Source organism: Mycobacterium sp. NGS40 (assembly GCF_059812735.1).
This window is the reverse complement of record NZ_JCALDG010000021.1, coordinates 20623-36047: the sequence shown is the minus strand read 5'-3', so window position 1 is coordinate 36047 and position 15425 is coordinate 20623. Positions and strand designations below refer to the sequence as shown.

Here is a 15425-nt window from a genome sequence, read left to right as displayed (position 1 = left end):
CATTAGCCCCAGAAGTTACATCGTGTCACATCTGTATCAGGCTCGTAGTTGACTTTGCGTCGCCGAGAGTGTGGCCTACGGACGATCACTGGGCCGGTTTCGTACGTAGGGCCCACACTCGGCGGCCTCACTAGGGGGCCGTCAGATCTCGTCGTTTTGGGCGCCGGCGAGCAGCTCCCGGGCGTGCGCGCGGCCGCTGTCGGATTCGCCGAGACCGGCCAGCATCCGCGCCAGCTCGGCGACCCGCTCGTCGTCGGTGACCCGCCGCACCACACTGGTTCCCCGCGGCCCGGCCGGATGCACCACCAGGTGCACGTCGGCGTACGCCGCGACCTGCGGCAGATGGGTCACCACGATGACCTGGTGAGTGCGTGCCAGCCGCGCCAGCCGCCGCCCGATCTGGACGGCCGCCCGCCCACCGACGCCGGCGTCCACCTCGTCGAACACCATCGTGGTGCCCGCCGCCGAAGCGGCCAGCACCACTTCCAAGGCCAGCATCACCCGGGACAGCTCACCGCCCGAGGCGCTCTTGGCCAGCGGCAGCACCGTCATGCCACGGTGCGCGGCGAAGCCGAACTCGACCTGGTCGATGCCGTCGCCGCCCGCGCGGGCCAGCTCGCCGGACGGCAGCGTGAGGGCGGCCGGGTCGTCCTTCTCGGTCGCGATATCGGTGCTCACCTCGATGGCGAATTCGGCATCGGCCATCGCCAGCCCGGACAGTTCGGCGGTCACCTCCTTGGCCAGTTTCTTCGCGGCCTTACGCCGGGCCTTACTGAGATCTATTGCGGTTTCTGCCAATTCACCGGCTAGCTCCTCGGCTCGGCGTTCCAGCGCCGCCAGCCCTTCTTCGGACACGTCGAGTTGGGCAAGCCGGTCGCGAGATTCGGCCGCCCAGGCCAGCACGCCGTCGACGTCCGCGGCGTACTTGCGGGTCAGTGTCCGCAACTCGGCCTGGCGGGCCAGCCTGGACTCCAGCGCGCTGGCATCGACCGGCAGCTCTTCCAGGTAGCCGCCGAGCTCCTGGGCCGCGTCGGCGACCACGGTCTGCGCCTCGCGCACCTGCTCGGCCAACGCATGCAGCTTGGCGTCGTCGGTGGATTCCAGTGCGGCCCTTGCCCGTCCGAGGGTGTCGGCCGCGCTACCACCCGACAGATCCTCGGCCGAGAGCGCTTCGCGGGCGGTGGCCGCGGCCTCGCGCAGGGTGTCCAGCTCGGACAGTCGCACGATATCGGCGACCAGGGCGTCGTCCTCGCCGGGCTGCGGGTCCACGGCATCGATCTCGTTGAGCGCGAAGCTCAGCCGGTCGGCTTCCAGCGCGAGTTCGCGCATGCGGTTGCGCCGGTCGAACAGGTCGCGCCGCGCCGTGAGCCAGGCGTCGCGCACTTTGCGGTAGCGCTCCAGCGCGGTGCCGGTCTTCGCGAACCGGTCCAGCGCGCCGCGTTGCTCCTCGGGCCGCATCAACCGCAGCTGGTCATTCTGGCCGTGCAGGGTCAGTAGCCCGGTAGTGAAGTCCCCCAACGATTTCGCGGGCACGCTGCGACCGCCAAGATAAGCGCGCGACGGCCCGTCACGGCTGACCGAACGCAGCGCGATTACGCTGCCGTCCTCGTCGCGCTCCCCGCCGGACGCGTCCAGCATCTCATCCAGCTGCGCGATCGCGGCGTCATCGAGATCGGTTGTGGTGAACCTGCCTTCGACCACCGCGCGTTCGGCACCCGAACGCACCCGGTTGGCGTCGGCGCGGGCGCCGCCGAGCAGATGAAGCCCGGTCACCACCATCGTCTTGCCGGTGCCGGTCTCACCGGTCAGAACGGTCAGGCCGCGGTCGAACTCCCCGACGGCAGAGCTGATCGCACCCAGCGACTCGATGCGGATTTCGGTCAGCATGGTGTCAGCACCGCTGCGGCGCCGTTACTTTCCGCGCCAACCGGTCACGGGCAGGCGGAACTTGCGCACCAGACGGTCGGTGAACGGCGCGCTGTCCAGCCGTGCCCACTTCACCGCGGTGCCACAGCGTTTCACCTCGAGGCGGCCACCCGCGGGCAGCACCATTTCGCGACGGCCGTCGCAGAACACCAGGGCGTCGTTGCCGCTCGCCTCGATCTCGATCGCGATCGCGGCATCCGGGCTGGTGACCATCGGCCGCCCGAACAGTGCGTGAGCGTTGTTGGGTACCACCAGGATCGCCTCGAGGTCCGGCCACAGCACCGGGCCGCCGGCGGAGAAGGCGTAGGCGGTCGACCCGGTCGGCGTCGACACCAGGACGCCGTCGCAGCCGAAAGTCGACACCGGCCGTCCCTCGATTTCGACGACCACGCCGAGCACACCCAGCCGCGGGCCCTTCTCCAGGCTGGCCTCGTTGAGCGCCCAGCCCTGGTCGATCACCTTGCCGCGATGGCGTACCGCGATGTCGAGCGTCAGACGCTCCTCCACCCGGTAGTCCTGCGCGACCACATGTTCGAGCACCCGGTCGATCGCTTCGGCTTCGGCCTCGGCCAGGAATCCGATGCGGCCCAGGTTGACGCCCAGCACCGGAATGCCGGCATTGCGCGCGAATTCCGCGGCGCGCAGGAAGGTTCCGTCGCCGCCGAGCACCAGCACCAATTCGCAGCCTTCCGCGGCGTCGGGCTCGGCGTCGACCACCTCGATCTCGACGCCCATCGCCCGTACGTCGTCGGGAGACAGCGGCAGCGGTCCCCGATCGACGGCCTCGGCCGACAAGACGCGAAGCGCAATTCCGTTGTCGCTCAGCACTTTCTGAACACGCCGCGCGGTCTCGGTGGCCTCGTCGCGTCCGGTGTGCACGACCAGCAGGATGGTGCGTTCGCCGGTCATTGCGGGCCCTGCGCTATCGCGCGCCGCACCGCGTCGACGAGACCGTCGGCGGTCAGCGCCCGCTCGGTGTCGGCGCGCAACCACAGGAAGTATTCGACATTGCCCGATGGTCCCGGCAGCGGACTGGCCGTGACGTCGACGGTGTGCCAGCCCAGCTCGCCGGCACGTCCCGCGACGGCCAGCACCGAGTCGGCGCGCATCGCGGGGTCGTGGACGACCCCGCCGGCACCGACCTGGCCCTTCCCGACCTCAAACTGCGGCTTCACCATGGGAACGATATCCGCGCCGGGGTTGGCGCAACCAGCCAGCGCGGGCAACACGGTGGACAGGGAGATAAACGACAGGTCAGCCACCACGAGGTCGACACGCCCGCCGATCGCCTCGGGCGACAGGTCGCGCACGTTGGTCCGCTCGACGACGATCACCCGCGAGTCCGAGCGCAGCGACCAGGCCAGCTGGCCGTAGCCCACGTCGGCGGCCACCACCTCGGCGGCGCCACGGTCCAGCAGGACCTCGGTGAAGCCGCCGGTCGACGCGCCGGCGTCCAGGCAGCGGCGGCCCGCGACCGGGATTCCGAACACGTCGAGCGCGCCGATCAGCTTGTGTGCGCCGCGCGACACCCACCGGCGCTCGCCGTCGTCGGCGACGGTCAGGGCCGCGGTCGCCGCGACGGCCGTGCCGGGCTTGACCGCGGGCATGCCGTTAATGCTGACCTTGCCGGCGCCGATCAACTCGGCGGCCTGCTGACGGGATCGTGCGAGTCCGCGGCGCACCAGCTCGGCGTCAACGCGGGCGCGTCGTGCCATGCCCGCACCTCAGCCCTTCTCCGCCGACTCCAGCGCGGCCAGCAGCACGTCATGAGCCTGCGATAGCCGGCGTGCGATGTCTTCGAGCTCGGCGAGAGACGGCCCGGTCTCCCGGTTTTCCGGGTCGGCCAGGTCGGGCAGCTGCGCCAGCAGGTTGTCGATGTCGGCGCGAATCTGTTCGGGATCGATATTCATTGCGGTTCTACGGTAGCCATCCGCTAGTCCCCGTGCACGAGAGACCAGCGCTCGAGCGCGTCGCGCGCGCGGTCGTCGCCGGGCCGGATGCGCGCCGGCCGCCCGTCAAAATCGCCGCCCCACACCGCGCCGGCGACGGCCCGCACGATCGACAAACCGTCCCCGTCGTCTGCTTCACCGGGCCCCTTGCCGGTGACCGTCACCGCACCGTCGGCGACGTCGATCGCCCAGCCGGGCTGCGGCCCGACCGCGAGCAGGTTGCTGCCCTGGTGCAGGGCGCGCAGGTCGCGGCCGATGTAGGTGGGCCGCTGCTCGGCGCTCGCGTACACCGCGTCGCGCGCGCTGCTCACCCCGGTCAGCACCATCAGGCTCGGGAACCTCGCGGCATTGGCGCCCTCGATGTCGGTGTCGAGGCGGTCGCCGATCACCAGCGGCGCACGGTAGTCGCCGCGGGCGACCGCATCGTCGAGCAGTGTCGGGGCGGGCTTTCCGGCCACCCTGGGTTCGGCCCCCGTCGCCGCCCGCAGCGCGGCCACCAGAGATCCGTTGCCGGGCAGCAGACCACGCTCGGTGGGCAGCGTGGCGTCGATATTGGCCGCCACCCACAGCGCGCCGGCCCGAATGGCGAGTGCGGCCTCGGCCAGATCGGGCCAGCCGATCGTCATCGACAGTCCTTGCACGACCGCGACCGGGTCGTCGTCGAAGCGGCGTACCGGACGCAGCCCGACCGCGGAGATCTCGTTGGCCAGCGAGTCGGTACCGACGATCAGCACGGGCGAATCCGGCGGCAGCTCAACGGAAAGCAGTCGTGCGGCACTTTGGGCGCTGGTGACGACGTCGTCGCCGGTGGCGGTGAAGCCGAGGTCACGCAGGTGGGTCGCTACTTCGTCGGCGCTGCGGGATGCGTTGTTGGTGACGAACAGCTTGCGGCTACTGACCTCGTCGAGCGTCTGCACCGCGCCGTCGGTGGCACTGTGGCCGCGGAACACCGTCCCGTCCAGATCGATGAGCAGGCAATCATATTCCTGCGCAATGCTTTTCATTTGATCGAACCCAGCATCGTCAGCCCAGCTCGCTGACCCGGTCTTCGGCGTCGGTCACGCCGTCGACGTCGGCGGCCGCGGAGTGCAAAAACCATTGCAGCGCTTCGTCATTGCGGCCGAGCGCCAGCAGGGTGTCGGCGTAGGCGTAGAACAGCCGGGCGGCCGTGGCGCCGGAGCGGCTCGGGTCCAGTTGCGGCGTGGACAACAGCGTCAGCGCCTGTTCGAGTTGGCCGAGATCGGAGCGGGCACCCGCGATCACGATGCGCAGCTCGTCGGCGTCGTCGCCGGACAGCTGGGCCGCCTCTTCCCCGCGGCCCAGTTCGATCGCCCGCTCCGGCCGGCCAAGGCCGCGTTCACAATCCGCGATCAACGCCAGCAGCGAGGACTTACTGCCCATCCGGCGGGCGGCACGCAGTTCGGACAGCGCCTGGGCCCAGTCGCCGGTGCGGTATGCGGCGATGCCGACCGCTTCGCGGATGGCGGCGATCCTGCTTGACCTGGCGCGCGCGGCACGGGCATGGTTCAGGGCGGCTTCCGGGTCTTCGTCCATCAGCTCACCGGCGGCGACCAGGTGGCGTGCCACCGCATCGGCGGTCGCGCGGTCCAACGTGCTCAGTTCGCCGCGGATTTCGGGAGCCAGCTGTTTGGCGTCCACGTCGGGCGGTATCGGGGGCCCGCTGTCCGCCGGGCGATCGCGGTCCTGCGCAGCGTTGCGCGGCTGGGCCATGCGGGCGCGGCCCGGTCCGGACCACGGAACGTCACGGCCCGTGCGCCGCTTCGGTGCGCCCCCAGATCCCGTGCGCGGGCGTCGTTCGCCGTTGTGACGCTGTCTGTCGTCGCCCACTCGTGTCGTTCACCTCGATCGCTCCGGTCTCCTCGAAAAGGATACGGGCACCCGGGTGTGGGTCTCGCTACGCCTTGAACCGGTCCGGAACCAACGGCGCGATCATCGAAGGACAGAAGGTCGCGATCGCGATGATCGTGAAGATGCCCGCATTTTTCTCGGTCATGCCGTTGCCGCTGGACACTTCCGAGACGACCGAATCGAACGACCGACCCGGCTGGACCAGCATCGGGCAGACCGACTGCCCCTGCGCCAGTGTGGCGGCCGGCGCAGTGACGGCAATACCGGCATTGGTCAGCCTGGACAGGAAGGCGTTGCTCGCTATGTCAGCGCGAATGGGGGCGGCCATCGATGCCGCCGCGACGATCAAAGCCGCGGTCAAGACCATAAACCCGAAGGCCTTGACCTGGGCACCGGCCCGCAAGGTCCACTGGTACGCCATTGATTGCGCCGTCATCTCTCGCTCTCGTCGATTGTGTGGTGGCTGCGCAAATTCATTGTGACTACAGTGGCCAACGAGTGTCACGTTTAGGGCACGGCCAGGTAAAGGTTTGCACACCACCGCGTTTTGCTCTGACGTCTTGACAATCTCGGGTGCAATATGGTCCGCCGCTGATGGCCCGCCGCCGACCGACGACCAGCTCGGTACACCTAATCTGTTGTCTAATCTGTTGTCGCCCAAGCGATTTGAAACCACAAACGCGCTCAAGCCAGACGGTGGTGTCCCCCGAATGGGGGACACCGGATTTCCACCCGCGATTCAACCGGTTGACGGATACCCGGGAGCGTTCGATCCGGGAAAACTAGTTCTCACAGCGGGGATCTCGTCGCTCCTTCCAAACGAGGCTCCCCTCCTCTCATATCGGCTTCCCCTCCGATTGACGGGATCTCCGCTGAATACTTCTTCTAGACCTTCTCGATGCCGGCGATGTTGCGCTTTCCGCGACGCAGCACCAGCCACCGGCCGTGGAGGAAATCCGAGTCCTGCGGCGACCATTCGTCGCTGTCGACCCGAATGTTGTTGACCGAGACGCCGCCCTCGCCGATTGTGCGTCGCGCGGCGCCCTTGCTCGCCGACAGGCCGCTGGCCACCAACAGGTCGACGATGCCGTCGCCGGGTTTCAGCTCGGCGACCGACGTTTCGCGCAGCGCGGCGGCCAGCGTCGCTTCGTCGAGACGGTCCAAATCGCCCTGGCCGAACAGCGCCTTGCTGGCGTGTTCGACAGCCGCGGTGGCCGCCTCGCCGTGCACCAGGACGGTGAGTTCGGTGGCCAGCCGCCGCTGGGCGGCACGTTGTTGCGGACGTTCGGCAGTCACCTGTTCCAGCTCGGCCAGCTCCTCGGCGGACAGGAAGGTGAACCACCGCAGGTAGCGAATCACGTCGGCGTCCGCGGTATTGACGAAGTACTGATACCAGGCATACGGACTGGTCAGCTGCGGGTCCAGCCACAAGTTGCCGCCGCCGGTGGATTTGCCGAACTTGGTGCCGTCGGCGGCGGTCACCAGCGGGACGGTCAGTGCGTGCACCGTCGCGCCCAGCTTCTGGCGCACCAGCCGAACCCCGGCGATGATGTTCCCCCATTGATCCGAGCCGCCGATCTGCAGCACACAACCATGGCGCTGGTGCAGTTCGACGTAGTCGTTGGCCTGCAGGAGCATGTAGCTGAACTCGGTGTAGGAGATCCCGTCGCCGGCAAGGCGCCGCCGGATGGTGTCGCGATCCAGCATCACGTTGACCGAGAAGTGCTTGCCGAGATCGCGCAGGAACTCGATCGCCGACATCCGGGACGTCCACTCGAGGTTGTCGGCGACGATCGCGCCGGTCGGTGAGTCCCCCGAATCCGAGAAGTCGACGAAGCGTTCCAGCTGTCCGCGAATCCGTTCGGTCCATTCGGCGACGGTGCCGGCCTCGTGGAGACTGCGTTCCCCGACCTCACGCGGGTCGCCGATCATGCCGGTCGCCCCGCCCGCGAGCACGATCGGCCGGTGCCCGGCGCGCTGAAAACGCCGCAGTGCCAGCAACGGCACCAGGTGTCCCGCGTGCAGGCTCGGCGCCGTCGGGTCGAAGCCGGCGTACACCGTCAGCGGTCCGCGCTGGGATTCGGCGGCCAGGGCGTCGAGGTCGGTGGACTGCGCGATCAGTCCACGCCAGCCCAGCTCGTCGAGGATCATGGGGTAAGAATCTAGTCGCTGGCGCCGGGGGCAGGTGCCCGCGGACTTCGCCGGTACGCCGAGACTTCCGGTCGACCGGCCAGCCACAGCCGCCACGGCCGGTCGGCGGCCTGGCTGACACCCACCCGCGGGCCCGCCACCGCGCCGTCGGTTTGGTTCAATGCCAGCGACACCGGGGAGTCCGGGTCGAACAGATCAATTCCGTTGTCGGACATCGTAATTCCCAACGCAGCGCACAGATTGCCGGGACCACGGGCCAGCGCGGTGGTGCGGATGGCCTCGCCGCGGCGGCCCTGGGCGATGTCGACGCCGTCCTCGATCACGGCGGCGCGCAGCAGCACCGCGGCGGCCGTGCCGTCGGGCCCGCACGAGACGTTGGCGCAGGTGTGGATCCCGTGACTGAGGTAGGTGTACAGCCGCCCCGGCGGCCCGAACATCACGGCGTTGCGGCCGCTGGGTCCCCGGTAGGAGTGTGCCGCCGCGTCCGGCCACGGCCCGTCGGGAACTCCGCCATAGGCCTCCACCTCGACGACGATCGCGCGCACGCCCCGGCCGGTGAGGGTGGCGCCGAGCAGCCGGTGCGCGGCCGCGACGGGGTCGACTACCAGCTTGCGTGCACCCACCCACCGAACCTACCGAGAGCCCGAACATGGCAAACTCCCGGTTGCCGCGTGGCGAAGGAGCCAAAACAATGCATGCAATCGACCCCGCTGCCACCGCGTGGCTGCTGGCCAGTACCGCACTGGTCCTGTTGATGACCCCCGGCCTGGCGATCTTCTACGGCGGGATGGTCCGCACCACCGGGGTGCTCAACATGATGATGATGAGCTTCGTCTCGATCCCGCTTGTCACGGTGGCCTGGCTGCTGCTCGGCTACACGCTCGCGTTCTCCGAAGACGGCGCCGGCGGGTTCATCGGCAACCTCAGTCATCTCGGGATGCTCGGCATCACGCCCGACAGCCTGCACGGCACGGTTCCCGAACTGCTCTATGCGACGTTCCAATTGACCTTCGCGATCATCACGGCGGCCCTGGTCAGTGGCGCGATCGCCGACCGCGCCCGCTTCGCTGCCTGGATGGTGTTCGTCCCGATCTGGGCGATTGTCGTGTATTCGGTTGTCGCGCACTGGGTATGGGGCCCCGGCGGCTGGCTGGGCAAGCTCGGCGTGCTGGATTACGCGGGTGGCCTGGTCGTCGAGATCGTCTCGGGTTCCTCGGCGCTGGCGCTGGCGCTGGTGCTGGGACCCCGCATCGGCTTCAAGAAAGACGCCATGCGGCCGCACAATCTGCCGCTGCTCTTTGTCGGTGTCGGACTGCTGTGGTTCGGCTGGTTCGGGTTCAACGCCGGTTCTGCGTTGGCCGCCAACGGAACTGCCGCGGCCATCTTCCTCAACACGCTCGTCGCCGGCTGCCTCGGCATGCTGGGCTGGCTGACGGTCGAGCAGATCCGCGACGGCAGGCCCACGACGTTCGGTGCGGCGTCCGGTGTGGTGGCCGGCCTCGTCGCGATCACCCCGTCGTGCGGCACCGTCAACACGCTCGGCGCCGCGGCCGTCGGCCTCGCCGCGGGCGTAGTCTGCGCATTCGCGGTGACGGCGAAATTGCGCTTCAACTATGACGATTCGCTCGACGTCGTCGGTGTGCACTTCGTCGGCGGGGTGGTCGGGGTCTTCCTGATCGGGCTGCTGGCCACGGCCGTCATGACGTCGGGCCCGCAGGGCCTGTTCTACGGGGGCGGCTTCGGCCAGCTCGGCAAGCAGACGCTCGCGATCGTCGTCGTCGCGGTCTATGCGTTCGCGGTGACGTTCGTCCTCGCGAAGGTGATCGAGCGGATGATGGGTTTCCGGCTCAGCCCCGAGGAAGAGACGACCGGCGTCGACTTCACCCAGCACGCCGAGACCGCCTACGCCGAGGGCGTGCACGGTCATCTGCCGTTGCGCCGCCCCGGCTCACCCGGCTGACTCCAGACCATCCCTTGACAAGCCTCACCGCGAGGATGAATATTCATCACATGATGATTTCATCTCGTGATGAATTAATCACCCCCGGCGGCGAAGTCGCCATCGACATCGACCATCTGCGCGTTATCCGCGGCAAACGCCCAGCTCTGCACGACTTTTCGGTGCAGATCAGGAAGGGCAGCATCACCGGCCTGCTCGGCCCGTCCGGCTGCGGCAAGACCACGCTGATCAGAAGCATCGTCGGCACGCAGATCGTGACTTCGGGAACCGTGACCGTGCTCGGCAAACCCGCCGGCTCCGCCGGATTGCGCCGCCGGGTCGGCTACCTGCCACAGGACCCGACCATCTACAACGACCTGCGCGTCGCCGACAACGTTCGCTACTTCGCGTCGCTCTACGGCTTCGACAGCCGCGCCGCCGACGCTGCGATCGAGCGGGTCGGGCTGACCGATCACCGGACCGCGTTCTGCGCCAACCTCTCCGGTGGCCAGCGCACCCGAGTGTCGCTAGCCTGCGCACTGGTATGCCAGCCCGAGCTGCTGGTGCTCGACGAGCCCACGGTCGGCCTCGACCCGGTGCTGCGCGCCGACCTGTGGGATCAGTTCAACGACCTCGCCCGTGCGGGCGCCACCCTGCTGGTCTCGAGTCACGTGATGGACGAGGCCGACCGCTGCATGGACCTATTGCTGATGCGCGACGGGAACCTGCTCGCCCACACCACGCCGACCCAACTACGAGGGGACACCGGATGCACGTCACTGGAGGACGCGTTTCTGTCCATCATCAAGCGCACCATCATGCGCGAAGCCGGCTAGGTCTCAAGGGATACACCGCCACCACGACGCGGATACTGCGTCAGTTGGCCGCCGATCACCGCAGTGTCGCGATGATCCTGGCCGTTCCGGTTCTGGTTATCACGTTGATGTACTTCATGTTTCGCAATGCCCATCACCCGCCCGGCACGCCGGCGCCGTTCAACAATGCCTGCCTGATCCTGCTCGGTCTTTTCCCGCTGTTCGTGATGTTCATCATCACCGCGATCACCATGCAACGCGAGCGGGCCTCGGGGACGCTGGAGCGCATCCTGACCACTCCCCTGCGCCGGCTCGACCTGCTGATCGCCTACGGAACCGCCTTCTCGATCGCCGCGGCGGCGCAGGCGACCGTGGCGTGCACCGTGTCGTTCTGGTTCCTCGGCTTCGATACCAAGGGCAGCTGGGTGTGGGTGTTCGTGATCGCGATCGTCAACGCGGTGCTGGGTGTCGGCCTGGGCTTGCTGTGTAGTGCGTTCGCCCGCACCGAGTTTCAGGCCGTGCAGTTCATCCCGCTGGTGATGGTGCCGCAGCTGCTGCTGGCCGGCATCATCGTCCCGCGAGCGCTGATGCCAGACTGGCTGCAATGGATCAGCAACGTCATGCCGGCCAGCTACGCGCTGGAAGCTCTGCAACAAGTCAATTCGCATACCGAACTGACCGGCATCGCGGTGCGCGACATCGCCGTGGTGGCGGGTTCGGCGTTCGCGGCGCTGTGCCTGGCCGCGGCGACACTGCGGCGACGGACGCCATAACGTGACGGCCGCCAAGACCGGGCGCAGACGACCCGGGCGCCCGGCCGGCAATTCCGACACCCGCGATCGCATCTTGACCAGCGCCCGAGAGTTGTTCGCCAGCAAGGGTATTCGTAATACTTCGATTCGCGCGGTGGCCGCGGCGGCGGGTGTCGATTCGGCACTCGTGCATCACTATTTCGGCACCAAGGAAAAGCTATTCGCCGCGGCTGTGCACATCCCGATCGACCCGATGGACATCATCGGTCCGTTGCGCGAGGTGCCGGTCGAGGAGATCGGCTACCGGCTGCCGTCGATGTTGTTGCCGCTGTGGGATTCCGAGCTGGGCACCGGGTTCATTGCGGTGTTGCGGTCGGTCCTGGCCGGCGCGGAGGTTAACCTGTTCCGCACGTTCATCCAGGACATCATCGCGGTCGAAGTGGGTTCCCGCGTCGACGATCCGCCGGGCAGCGGCGTCATCCGCATCCAGTTCGTCGCCTCTCAGCTGGTGGGAGTGGTGATGGCACGCTACATATTTCAACTCGAGCCGTTCGCGTCGCTGCCGGCCGAACAGATCGCCCGCACCATCGCGCCCAACCTGCAGCGTTACCTCACCGGGGATTTGCCGCATCTGCCGGACTGAAGCGGAAATTTCCAGCAGGGCAGGCTTGCCGACGTGGCGCCATTCCTACTGGTGCCGGGCCGCCTCTTGCACGAGTTGCACCCGCGAGCTGATGCCGAGCTTGTTGTAGACGTGGGTGAGATGGCTCTGCACCGTGCGCGGCGAGACGAAAAGCCTTGCGGCGATTTCGTTGTTGGCCAACCCTTCGCTGACGAGCCGCACTACGTCATGCTCGGTGGGGGTCAGCGCACCCCAACCGGTTGTCGGCCGCCTACGGTCGCCGTGCCCTCGACGGGCATACGCGATCGCTTCCTGGACGGACAGCGCCGCACCCTCGGCCCACGCGCTCTCGAAATCGGCGTGCCCCAGAGCTTCCCGGACCGCGTCGCGCGCCGCGACGTAAGCGTCGTCGTAGACCTTGAACCTCATCACGCCGGTGTTTTGCCGGACCGCGTCAGCCGCGCCGTAAAGGCGCGCCGCCTCACGGTGGCTGCCGGCGCCACCGGCCACCCCGGCAAGGCACTCAAGGGCATCCGGGGTGCCCACGTGGGCACCGAGCGCGGCTGCGATGGCCAATGCTTCGCGGGCATCGCGCTCGGCTTGGTCGGGCTGACCCTGCGCGGTCGCGACGCGGGCGCGAGTATTGAGCGCAATCATCAAGTGGCAGCCCGCCGTTACCGCAACCGCCGCGTCGGCCCACCCTCTGGCCGCAGGCAGGTCACCGCGCACCAGCAGGACATCGGCGATCGGGTTGGCATTGACCACGGTGTGTCCCTGCTGCGCGCTTATGCGTCGTGCCGCCACCTCGCTGGTCTGCACCGCGGCCGCAACGTCGCCCGCCGCGAGTTGTGCGAGAGCCAACGGGCCGCCCGCCATGCCTTCGGCCATATCACCGAATTCGGACGCGGCTTCGACCGCGGCGGCCGCCGCCGCCACGGCGGCTTCGGCCTCTCCCATCCACGCCAGGGTATGGCCCAGGTGGCAGTGGCAGAGTTCCCGCATGAGCAAGTCGTGCTCGGCCTCGGCCTCCGCCATGATCTGCAGGAATTCGGCTTTAGCACGCGCGAGTTCCCCACGCATGACGTACGCCGTTCCGACACCCCAGAATCGACACATTCGCGAGAGGAACCCGTCGCCGATCTCGTTGGCGAGGTCGCGACCTTCCTCCCCTGCCCTGAGCGCGGCGGTGGGATCACCGCCGCATATCGCCGCATAGCTCTGCCACCAGAGGATTTGACTCAATCTCCACTTGTCGCCGGATTCGCGGGCCAGACCTGCCGCCTCATCGAGGTAAGGGCCGGAGATCTCTGGGTTGAAAGCGGCGGTGCAGCCGCACGCGACCAGCGCATGGAGCAGCGGGCCGGACTCCCCGATCTCACGCGCGAGCGCGAGGGCACGTTGAGGTTCCTCCATGCCGATCGGATCACCTACCGCTGCGGCGAGCACCGCGTGGTCCGCGAGCGCCCGCGCGTAAACGGCGGGCGCCAGTCCGTCCTGCGGCGAGTACCCGTCGGACAGCACCGACTTGATCCACGACAGGCCTTCCCGGACGCGCCCGCGGGTGAGCCACAAGGGCTGCAGGGCGGACGCGAGTTGCAGCGCCCGGTTGCCGTCGTCGGTATCGCAACTCCAGGTGAATGCGGCTCGCAGGTTGTCGATTTCGCTCTCAGCCTGTTCGACATGCTCGCGTCGGCCGGCGGAGTTCGGCTGATCCAGAACCACGGCCAGCTGAGTGTAGTGGTCACGGTGCCGGGCGCGAACCGCATCCGATTCACCGGATTCGCCAAGCCTCTCCAAGGCGTACTGCCGAACCGTCTCGAGCAGCCGGTATCGCGTTCGGCCGCTGATGTTTTCGGCAATCACCAGCGACTTGTCCACCAGCAGGGTGAGCTCGTCGAGCACTTGGTGGCGCTGCACCTGATCGTCGGTGGCAACGGCTTCGGCGGCATCGAGGTGGAATCCGCCGCGAAACACCGCCAGCCGCTGGAAGATCAGACGTTCGACGTCGGTGAGCAGCGCGTGCGACCAATCCACCGATGCCCGCAGGGTCTGCTGGCGCCGGACCGCGGTGCGGTTCCCCCCGGTCAGCAGGCGGAACCGGTCGTGCAGGCTGGTGAGGATGTCGGTGACCGACAGGGCCCGCACTCGCGCCGCGGCGAGTTCGATCGCCAGCGGCATGCCGTCAAGGCGTTGACAGATCTCTTCGACCGCGGCGGCGTTGTCCTGGGTGATGACGAATTCGGGCCTGACGAGACGCGCACGGTCGGTAAACAACTCGACCGCTTCATCGATGATCGACAGGGACGACACCCGCCAGATCACTTCACCGGTCATGCCGATCGGCTCGCGGCTGGTCGTCAGCACTGTCACACCGGGGCAGGCCCGCAGGATATGGCCGACGAGGTCGGCGGTCGCATCCAGCAGGTGTTCGCAGTTGTCCAACACCAGCAGCATCTGCCGGTCGGTGATGAACCGCAGCATGGCGTCACCCGCGGAGCGCCCGGGAATGTCGGTCAACCCGAGTGTGCGGGCGGTCGTGGCGGGGACGAGGTCGGATTCGGTGATCGGTGCCAGGTCGACGTAGTGTGCGCCGTCGCCGAATTCGGTGGCGATCCGGCCGGCGACCTGCACGGCGAGGCGGGTCTTGCCCGCGCCGCCGGGGCCGGTCAGGGTGACGAGTCGATTCTCCGCGATGATGCGCGTCAGCTCCGCTATCTGGTCCTGGCGGCCCACGAAGCTGGTCAGCTGAGGTGGCAGCCCCACCGACACCGCGGCCGGGAGGCGCAGGGGTGGGAACTGGTTGTGCAGGTCGGGGTGGCACAGCTGGATCACCCGCTCGGCGCGGCGAAGATCACGCAGCTGGTGGCTTCCCAGCGGGAGCAACCAGGCGTCGGGCGGCAAGTGGTCGGCCACCATCTCTTCGGTTGCGCCGGACAGGACGGTCTGTCCGCCATGCCCCAGGTCGCGGAGCCGCGCGGTTCTGTTGATCGTCGGTCCGATGTAGTTGCTTTCGTCCCGCAATTGGACCTCGCCGGTGTGCAGACCGATCCGCAGCCGGATCGGCGCCAGGGGCGCCAACTGCAGTTGGAGAGCGCATGCGACCGCGTCGGTGGCGCGGTCGAACGCGACGACGAAACTGTCGCCTTCGCCCTGCTCAACCGGGCGCACACCGCGATGGGCGGCAATAAGCTCGGTGAGTGCGCGGTCGAGCCGCGCGACAGCTTGCGCCATTTCGTGAGGCTGCGTTTCCCAGAGCCGCGTCGACCCCTCGATATCGGCGAGGAGCAGCGTCACCGTGCCGGTCGGTAGCTCTGTCAGCCCTACGTCGCTCTCGTTCATCGGTGGTATCCCCGCGCGTGGGTCAATCTCGCTCATGTTAGCCAGCATCAGTGTTCGCCAGCG

Annotated in this window: 14 protein-coding genes; 4 read left to right on the top strand and 10 right to left on the bottom strand. The window is 68.1% G+C overall.

Features of this window, described 5'->3' with window-relative positions:
- Window positions 1-141 precede the first annotated feature (141 nt).
- The 9 genes from recN to AC5Y5O_RS25410 form a co-directional block, all read right to left on the bottom strand.
- Window positions 142-1887, bottom strand: coding sequence for a DNA repair protein RecN (gene recN / locus AC5Y5O_RS25450; RefSeq protein WP_500027930.1), 1746 nt, complete (start codon window positions 1885-1887; stop codon window positions 142-144).
- A gap of 24 nt (window positions 1888-1911) precedes the next feature.
- Complete coding sequence (locus AC5Y5O_RS25445; RefSeq protein WP_096287261.1) at window positions 1912-2835, bottom strand: NAD kinase; 924 nt, start codon at window positions 2833-2835, stop codon at window positions 1912-1914.
- Complete coding sequence (locus tag AC5Y5O_RS25440; RefSeq protein ID WP_500027928.1) at window positions 2832-3641, bottom strand: TlyA family RNA methyltransferase; 810 nt, start codon at window positions 3639-3641, stop codon at window positions 2832-2834. The genes AC5Y5O_RS25445 and AC5Y5O_RS25440 overlap by 4 nt, the downstream gene beginning before the upstream one ends.
- 9 nt (window positions 3642-3650) lie before the next feature.
- Complete coding sequence (locus AC5Y5O_RS25435; RefSeq protein WP_096287257.1) at window positions 3651-3836, bottom strand: hypothetical protein; 186 nt, start codon at window positions 3834-3836, stop codon at window positions 3651-3653.
- A gap of 23 nt (window positions 3837-3859) precedes the next feature.
- A complete protein-coding gene (locus AC5Y5O_RS25430) occupies window positions 3860-4879 on the bottom strand; it encodes an HAD-IIA family hydrolase (protein ID WP_096287255.1) in 1020 nt (339 codons plus the stop codon).
- 19 nt (window positions 4880-4898) lie between these two features.
- Window positions 4899-5606, bottom strand: coding sequence for a tetratricopeptide repeat protein (locus AC5Y5O_RS25425; protein WP_165796356.1), 708 nt, complete (start codon window positions 5604-5606; stop codon window positions 4899-4901).
- Window positions 5607-5790: 184 nt separating this feature from the next.
- Entirely contained in the window at window positions 5791-6432 is a 642-nt protein-coding gene (locus AC5Y5O_RS25420; protein ID WP_500027927.1) for a DUF732 domain-containing protein, read from the bottom strand.
- 197 nt (window positions 6433-6629) lie between these two features.
- Window positions 6630-7895 (bottom strand): tyrosine--tRNA ligase, encoded by a 1266-nt coding sequence (gene tyrS / locus AC5Y5O_RS25415; protein WP_500027925.1) that lies wholly within the window; start codon window positions 7893-7895, stop codon window positions 6630-6632.
- A gap of 11 nt (window positions 7896-7906) precedes the next feature.
- On the bottom strand, window positions 7907-8518 hold the full coding sequence (locus tag AC5Y5O_RS25410) for a DNA-3-methyladenine glycosylase (protein WP_096287249.1): 612 nt from the start codon (window positions 8516-8518) through the stop codon (window positions 7907-7909).
- 68 nt (window positions 8519-8586) lie between these two features.
- On the opposite strand from AC5Y5O_RS25410, the gene AC5Y5O_RS25405 reads away from it, so the two are divergent.
- From AC5Y5O_RS25405 to AC5Y5O_RS25390, 4 genes are read left to right on the top strand one after another with little or no spacing between them, the layout of a single operon-like run.
- Complete coding sequence (locus AC5Y5O_RS25405; RefSeq protein WP_096287247.1) at window positions 8587-9855, top strand: ammonium transporter; 1269 nt, start codon at window positions 8587-8589, stop codon at window positions 9853-9855.
- Between the two features lie 50 nt (window positions 9856-9905).
- Window positions 9906-10670, top strand: coding sequence for an ABC transporter ATP-binding protein (locus tag AC5Y5O_RS25400; protein ID WP_096291083.1), 765 nt, complete (start codon window positions 9906-9908; stop codon window positions 10668-10670).
- Window positions 10604-11422, top strand: coding sequence for an ABC transporter permease (locus tag AC5Y5O_RS25395; RefSeq protein WP_096287245.1), 819 nt, complete (start codon window positions 10604-10606; stop codon window positions 11420-11422). The genes AC5Y5O_RS25400 and AC5Y5O_RS25395 overlap by 67 nt, the downstream gene beginning before the upstream one ends.
- A gap of 1 nt (window position 11423) precedes the next feature.
- Window positions 11424-12044 (top strand): TetR/AcrR family transcriptional regulator, encoded by a 621-nt coding sequence (locus tag AC5Y5O_RS25390; protein WP_096287244.1) that lies wholly within the window; start codon window positions 11424-11426, stop codon window positions 12042-12044.
- A 45-nt stretch (window positions 12045-12089) separates the two neighbouring features.
- Here the strand turns inward: AC5Y5O_RS25390 and AC5Y5O_RS25385 are convergent, their stop codons facing one another.
- On the bottom strand, window positions 12090-15410 hold the full coding sequence (locus AC5Y5O_RS25385) for a LuxR C-terminal-related transcriptional regulator (RefSeq protein ID WP_500027922.1): 3321 nt from the start codon (window positions 15408-15410) through the stop codon (window positions 12090-12092).
- Window positions 15411-15425 lie beyond the last annotated feature (15 nt).